This window comes from Dyella sp. (assembly GCF_036568765.1).
GTDB lineage: Bacteria > Pseudomonadota > Gammaproteobacteria > Xanthomonadales > Rhodanobacteraceae > GSA-30.
In genome coordinates this window covers 1-7010 of record NZ_DATCRY010000319.1, presented here as the reverse complement: position 1 = coordinate 7010, position 7010 = coordinate 1, and the positions used below count along the sequence as shown (strand labels likewise).

The window sequence follows — 7010 nt, the reverse complement described above, 5'->3', positions numbered from 1 at the left end:
GATCACGAGTTAGCGCGAACGACGAAAACAGACTGGGAGAACGCTCAAGTATTGCCCCGGGGGGCCGAAAAACACCCCGAGGCGGATGGCAATCCATCGGGAACCCCGCCGGCGACACATCTCATATTCGACCGGCGTACCGGTTTCGCAGGAGACTCACCATGTCACTCGTTATCAATACCAACGTTTCGTCGCTGACCGCCCAGAACAACCTATCCAAGTCGCAGAGCGCGCTGGCCACGGCGACGCAGCGCCTGTCCTCGGGCCTGAAGATCAACAGCGCCAAGGACAACGCGGCGGGTTTTGCCATCTCCACCCGTTTCACCACCCAGATCGGCGGTATCGGCCAGGCCAGCTCCAACGCCTCGGACGCGATCTCCCTGGCTCAGACCACCGAGTCGGCGCTGGACGAAGTCACCTCCAACCTGCAGGCCATCCGCGATCTGGCCGTGCAGTCGGCCAACGGCAACTACACCGCTGACGACCGCAAGGCGATCGACACCGAAGTGCAGCAGCGTCTGTCGGAAATCACTCGTATCGCCGACCAGACCGACTTCAACGGCACCAAGGTGCTGGACGGTTCGGCCGGTACGCTGTCGTTCCAGATCGGTGCCAACGTCGGCCAGACGATCTCGATCAGCCTGGGTGGCGGCGCCAAGACCAGCCAGCTCGGCCAGGTCGCCGAAGTTTCCACCGGTGACATCAGCGGCGCGTTCAAGGACGCCAGCGGCAATGCGACCTCGCTGGATCTGTCCAAGATCAGCCTGACCGGTTCCGACGGCAAGACCGTGACCCTGAGCGGCACGGCCAACAGCCTGCAGGACCTGTCCGACGCGATCAATGCAGCCAACGTACCGGGCACCAGCGCCGCGGTCAGCGCTGACGGCAAGGGCATCAATGTCTACTCGACCGGTGCCATCACGGTCAGCGACTCGGGTGCTGCTTCCGGCACGGCGACGGCCACCGGCTCGATCTTCGGCAGCGCCACCTCGGTGAACGGTTCGTCCACCCTGACCACCTCCGGCACGGCCGTCACGGCCGCCGTCAGCGGTAGCCTGCAGGGCGGCGATGTGCTGTCGGTCGACGACTCCAATGCGCTGATCTCGCGCATCGACGTCGCCCTGAGCACGGTATCCACGCTGACCTCGAACCTGGGTGCGATCCAGAACCGCTTCCAGTCGACCATCTCCACGCTGAGCGCCGAGCAGGACAACCTGACCGCTTCGCAGTCGACCATTCAGGACGCGGACTTCGCTACGGAAACGGCGAACCTCAGCAAGGCGCAGATTCTGCAGCAGGCCGGTATCTCGGTGCTGTCGCAGGCCAACTCCCAGCCCCAGCAGGTGCTGAAGCTGTTGCAGTAACCGACTCGAACGATCGGCGGCGCGCATTAAGGCGCCGTCGATGGGAGAGCCGGAGTTTGACGGGTAGCGGCGGCAGACCAGCGCCGCCGCTATCGGCAAGACGGGTTACGCGAAAAGCTTCGCATGTGGGGATGCAAGTTTTTCGGGTGGTCCGACCGGCGCCCCTCGCGGGCTTCTAGCGGATTTGAAGGATTGCCATGTCTAGCGTAAGTCCCACCTCCGGGAACAGCAGCATCACCGATCTCCTCAACGCCCTCGGTGGCTCGTCCGGCAGTTCCGGCGGCACGTCGGGCACGACCAACTCCGGCGGCACCAGCTCCAGTGGCGGTTCGCTGAGCGCGCCCGGCATCGGCTCGGGTCTGGATGTCAGCGCGATCGTCACTGCCTTGGTCAACGCGAAGAAAGCGCCGGCGCAGGATCAGATCGATTCCAAGACCAACCAGATCAATGGCCAGCTCAATGCGCTCGGCTCGCTGAATTCGGCGCTGACTGCGTTACAGGCCGCTCTGGCAAAGCTGACTTCTGCCAGTACCTTTTCCAGCTTCGACGCCAATGTCGCTGACGACACCATCGCCAGCGCCACTACGCTGACCAACGCGGTACCGGGCAGCTACGACCTGAAGGTTACCCAGCTGGCCACCGCGCAGAAGCGCACCAGTGACGTAACGCCGAGCGACCAGGCGATCGGCGGCGGCACACTGACCATCGGCGTGGGCAGCAACAGTTTCAACGTCTCCGTTGCCGACACTGCCACACTGGCCGATGTCGCTAGCGCGATCAACAAGGCATCGAACAATCCGGGTGTCGTCGCCACGGTCATCAACGGTGACAACGGCACCCAGCTTCAGCTGAGTTCCAGCAAGACCGGCGTGGCCAATGCTTTTACCATCAGCGCCAATGCCACCAGCAGCGACGGCTTGCAGGCGCTGGCGACCCAATTGGGTACGCCCGGACAGAACGAAGCGCAAGACGCCAAGCTGAGCATCGACAACATTCCGGTGACCAGCGCGAGCAACAACGTGACCGGCGCTCTCAATGGAGTGACCATCGCGCTGACCAAGACCGGTGACACCACGCTCAACATTACGCAGGACAATAGCGCTGCGCAGACCGCCATCCAGGGTTTCGTGGACGCCTATAACACCTACAACTCGGCCGTGCAGTCGCTCGATTACAATCCAAGCACCAAGGCGGTGGGTGCATTGTTCGGCGATACCACGATGGAATCGGTGGAGCGCTCCGTCTCCAGCGTGCTCAGTGGCGCAGTCAAGGGCAATAGCATCGGTCTGCTCTCCAGCCTGGGTATTACTCGCAACCCCGATGGTACGCTGACCGCACCGGATTCGGACAAGCTCACTGCCGCGCTCAATTCCGACCCGAATGCGGTGCAGGATCTGTTCGCCGGCCCCAATGGCTATGCCACCAAGCTCAATGCGGCACTCGATACCTATACATCGAGTACTGGCATCATCGCCTCACGCACGTCGAGCCTCAACGACACCCTTACTCAGCTGGGTACGCAACAGACAGCGTTGAACAATCGTATGCAGCAATATCAGGACCAGTTGCAGAAGCAGTACACCAATCTGGATACCTTGATGTCCTCGCTGAACAACACCAGCAGCTACCTCACCACCGCGCTGGCCCAGCTGCAGAATTCCGGTAACTCCAAGTAAATTGGGAAGGGAGAGACGGTAGTGACCTACGGACTCATGCGCAAAGCCAGCTCGATGTACCAGCAGACCAGCGCGCGCGGTGGTGTGGAAGATGCCGATCCGCATCAGCTTACGGCCATGTTGCTCGATGGTGTGCTCGATCGTATCAACCAGGCGCGCGGGCATATTTATCATCGCGATGTGGCTGCCAAAGGCGTAGCTTTCTCCAAGGCCCTGGCGATCCTGGCCGAGCTGCGTCGCAGCCTCAACCCAGAGGCTGGCGGTGAATTGGCCGGTCGCCTGGCCGCTCTTTACGAATACGTTACCCGCCGTCTGCTGCATGCGCAGCTCAATAACGACCTGGTTGCACTCGATGAAGCTGCACGACTGCTGACGCCGATTCGTGACAGTTGGCATGCGATCCGGTCGAGCTATCTGGCCCAACAGAAGAGCGTCACTACCGGGGCAAGTGCGTGAGCGCTACTTCCCATATTCCGCTGGAGCTGGCGCTCGAGCGATGTACCGAGGCGCTGGAAGCGGCGCGCGCCGGGGGATGGCTCCGAGTGGAAGAATTGGTCGCCGAGCGCGACAAGCACCTAGCTCTCGGTCATCCCAAGGACGATCGCAGCCTGGTCATCGTACAGCTTTTGCTTCAGCGCAACGCCGAGCTGATGGCGCTGACCGCTGAGGCGCAGGGTGCCGTTGCGCAGCGGTTGCAGCAACAGAAGTACTCGCATCGCGCGCTCAGCGCCTATATCTCGTCGTCCGAAGAAGCCTGATCCGCCCGTTTTGCTCCTATAGCTGCACAGGCTGCCACCGCTGAACCTCAATTGCACATCCAGGTCGCGATTAAAGGGAACCTCTAAAAACCCTCTCTTATTCGTCATCGCGGCGAATGCCGGGACCCAGTGCCTTGACGCTTCAATGTGTTAGAGACGCCGGGCCACAGCCTTCGCTGGGGCGACGATGGAAACTGAGGTTCTTAGAGGTTCCCTAAAGTCGTTCCTCCGGCGTTACGCCATGCAGTCGCCAGCGAGAAGTTTGCTATTGAGCCGCGACCATGCGTTGCGGGGAGCGACCGGTCGTGGCTGAAGCCGCTACTGCAAGGCGGAAGGATTCTTGGAGGCCGCCCTCCGAGAGATGAGCGATTTATGCAAGTCGGCTGGAGGATTTTTGTCTTGAATAATGCGTCTCGCTAATCGCGCTGCACGCGGCTCGCCTGGATCAGTCGGGGAACTGGCCGGAAATGGTGTGCGCGCTAGCTTGTTGCATGGAGCATGGAATGCAAATCAGCGATATTACCTTCCATTCCTCGGATGTGGGTGCAATGACTGGGCCGCTGCAGCAGGCCGAGCCGAATCCGCTTGAAACCTTCCGGGAAATTCAAAATGAGGCCCGCAGTGCCCTGCCAGCTCAAGCTGATAACTGGTTGCACCGTTCGGCGATGCTCGCCAAAACTGCAATATCTACGATGGGCCCGGTTGCCACCAGTCTGATCGCACTGACCATGCTGCCTTTGGCACGTGCCAGCGACGAAGAAGCTGAAGCAATGGGTTTAGTCGCAGTGGGCGCAGGCGCGATGGTTGCTCGCAGTTACGGGGCAGCACAATTGATGCGCGATAACCCGGTCATGGGAGGAGTCGCATTAATAACAGCGACAGCCTTGGTATGCGGTTCGGTCTGGGGCTTGATTCGCTCACCCAGGTCATTGCAACTTCCTTCCTCGGAAACTCAGTTCACCCTCGGGGCGACCGTTATGTCGGCTTGCCAGAATCTCATTGCTGACATTCCTGGTGCGGAGGGGGGCGCGTTCCAAGCCACATCGGTTGCCAAGTTGTTGGAGATAAAGCGCTCGGCCGATGAACTGGTCGATATGATGCGGGGTGAAATCGATAGCGGCACGCAGGCGGCTAGCCTGGAGCAGGTCCGCCGATGTGTCGGTGGAGATCTCAAGGACGGGAAACTGGCGTCGTTACGCGAGAACCTTGTTCTCGCAAAGTTGCTTCTGGGCGAGGGGAGGGGGATTTCTCCTCCTGACATGGAGGCTGCCAGAGAGGAAATCGCCAGGAAGATCGCTCTTGTCGACAGCATAAAAGCTAAGTTGCAGCTGGGCGTGAATCAGGTTAGCGATGAAATAGATCGCCAGCGATCCAGACCTATACCCAGAATCGGATAAGTTCAATCGCGCCGCTGTCGTCAAGGGGCGGAGCCGTTGGCGCTGCATTGTGAGACAGCCCTGCAGGGAGCGTGTCATGGGATTCGACGGTGTGATCCATCAACCAGGACCTTTTGGACTTAATGATCAGAATCAATGACATTATCCTGGACGACATCGGCTGACGGTATGCCGCGGCCAGGGGGCAATGACACCACTCGTTCTTGACGAGCTTTGGCGCTAAGTTGTCCGCGCGCCCATCGATGCTCACTGCGGGAGGTTACTCATGCAAGACGCCTGGCAAGCTTATTCGGAGCTTTTGGCCTACGAAGACCGCATTCATCTGGCCTGTACCGTATTGAACGATCCAGGGGACGAGCGGCAGCGGACAGAAATGCGTGAGCGGAACATCCATATCCTGGCAACGCTCGATGCATTGGAAGAGCGGCGCGGCGATATCGATGAGGAAAGCCCATTGGTGCAGGAGCTGGCGCGGATCGACAACAAGCTCAATGTCTTGATGGATATCGTCACCCGGTTGCTCGTGCCCGATAGCACCTTGCCGGCACGCGTGGATATACGCATGAACGCGGTCGGTGCCGTGTTGCCATCGGGAGTGGTACCCGCCAAAGGCGAACGTATCTTATTACGGCTGCATGTCGACGCCTTGCGTGCATTGCCTCTGGAGTTTGCCGCGCAACGTCAGGCCGGACCAGCGGGCGACTCCGCCTTTCTTGTTTTCGAACCCATGGGCGATGCGTTGCGCGAAGCCTTCGAGCGGTTCGTATTTCGTCACCATCGGCGCAAAGTGGCCGAAGCGCGTCAGTCACTGACATGACACGAGCGTCGTCACGACGCGTCCGTGATTTCTTCCCGGGAATGCCCTGTGATGACCATCACAGTATGAGCAATCCGACGAGCTGATTTGCAGGGATGAAGACGGCTTCCTGGCGCAGGATTTGGCTGTCTAAATACGCGGGCGTACGAAAAAACACGTTTAAAAAACAGACATTTGCCGCCGTCAGTAAACGTTTTCAGCGATGCATTGTTTACGGTTGTGAAGAGCCGGAGCGTAGAAATTGGTTCCTCGTCGCAACATTTTTGGCGCAGCTCTTGCCACTGCTCTCCATGTCGGCGACGGAGAGTCGACACGGGCAGGGGGTCGACGTGCGATCAGGAGAGCCGCGCGATCGATTGAGCACACACGTTGGGAATTGCATCGATGGATACCGCCAATTTTCTGGTGATTGAATCCGATCAGGGGCGCGCAGACGCCGTGATGTCGGCGCTACATTTCCTGGGCTATCGTCCACAACTGGATTCTGAGCTATCCGAACAGGATGCGAACGAACAGGAATGGCGCGCGGTCTATGTGGGCCAGGTGGTCGACGACAACAAGCTGCGGCGCCGGCTCGATACCTTGGGCCAGCAGGGAGCCGGTTCGATTCCTCTGTTGCTGGCAGCCGATTCGCCGCAAAGCTCGCGACTGGCCGGCAACGACTCGCCTTTTGCCGGCTGTGTGGAACGCTTGCAGTTCCCCTTGCGCTACGAGCAGGTTGCCGAGGCGATGCGTAGCCTGCATGCACGGCAGATCAGCGCTGCTCAGGGCCGTGCCCGCTTTGTCGGCCGCTCTTCGCCGATGGCGCGAGTGAATGCGTTGATCCGTCAGGTAGCCCCGTTCGATTCCAGCGTGTTGGTGCTGGGCGAATCAGGTACCGGCAAGGAAATGGTTGCGCGGACCATTCATGAATGCTCGCCGCGTCGCGACAAGCCTTTCGTGGCGATCAATTGCGGCGCGATTCCGGCTGAACTGCTGGAAAGCGAACTGTTCGGCCA

At 60.0% G+C, this 7010-nt stretch carries 7 protein-coding genes; all 7 read left to right on the top strand.

All coding sequences use genetic code 11. The features are described 5' to 3' along the window. The first annotated feature begins 161 nt into the window (after nucleotides 1–161). On the top strand, nucleotides 162–1364 hold the full coding sequence (locus tag VIM98_RS20105; RefSeq protein ID WP_331994882.1) for a flagellin: 1203 nt from the start codon (nucleotides 162–164) through the stop codon (nucleotides 1362–1364). A 197-nt stretch (nucleotides 1365–1561) separates the two neighbouring features. After that, complete coding sequence (fliD, locus tag VIM98_RS20100) at nucleotides 1562–3040, top strand: flagellar filament capping protein FliD (RefSeq protein ID WP_331994881.1); 1479 nt, start codon at nucleotides 1562–1564, stop codon at nucleotides 3038–3040. A 21-nt stretch (nucleotides 3041–3061) separates the two neighbouring features. Continuing rightward, nucleotides 3062–3496: a flagellar export chaperone FliS gene (gene fliS / locus VIM98_RS20095; RefSeq protein ID WP_331994880.1), complete on the top strand. Its 435-nt coding sequence runs from the start codon at nucleotides 3062–3064 to the stop codon at nucleotides 3494–3496. Continuing rightward, complete coding sequence (locus VIM98_RS20090) at nucleotides 3493–3798, top strand: hypothetical protein (protein ID WP_331994879.1); 306 nt, start codon at nucleotides 3493–3495, stop codon at nucleotides 3796–3798. The genes fliS and VIM98_RS20090 overlap by 4 nt, the downstream gene beginning before the upstream one ends. A 503-nt stretch (nucleotides 3799–4301) precedes the next feature. After that, complete coding sequence (locus VIM98_RS20085; protein WP_331994878.1) at nucleotides 4302–5195, top strand: hypothetical protein; 894 nt, start codon at nucleotides 4302–4304, stop codon at nucleotides 5193–5195. Nucleotides 5196–5460: 265 nt separating this feature from the next. Then, on the top strand, nucleotides 5461–6012 hold the full coding sequence (locus tag VIM98_RS20080) for a PilZ domain-containing protein (protein ID WP_331994877.1): 552 nt from the start codon (nucleotides 5461–5463) through the stop codon (nucleotides 6010–6012). Between the two features lie 384 nt (nucleotides 6013–6396). Then, nucleotides 6397–7010: sigma 54-interacting transcriptional regulator (locus VIM98_RS20075; RefSeq protein WP_331994876.1), on the top strand; the 614-nt coding region annotated here is incomplete at its 3' end.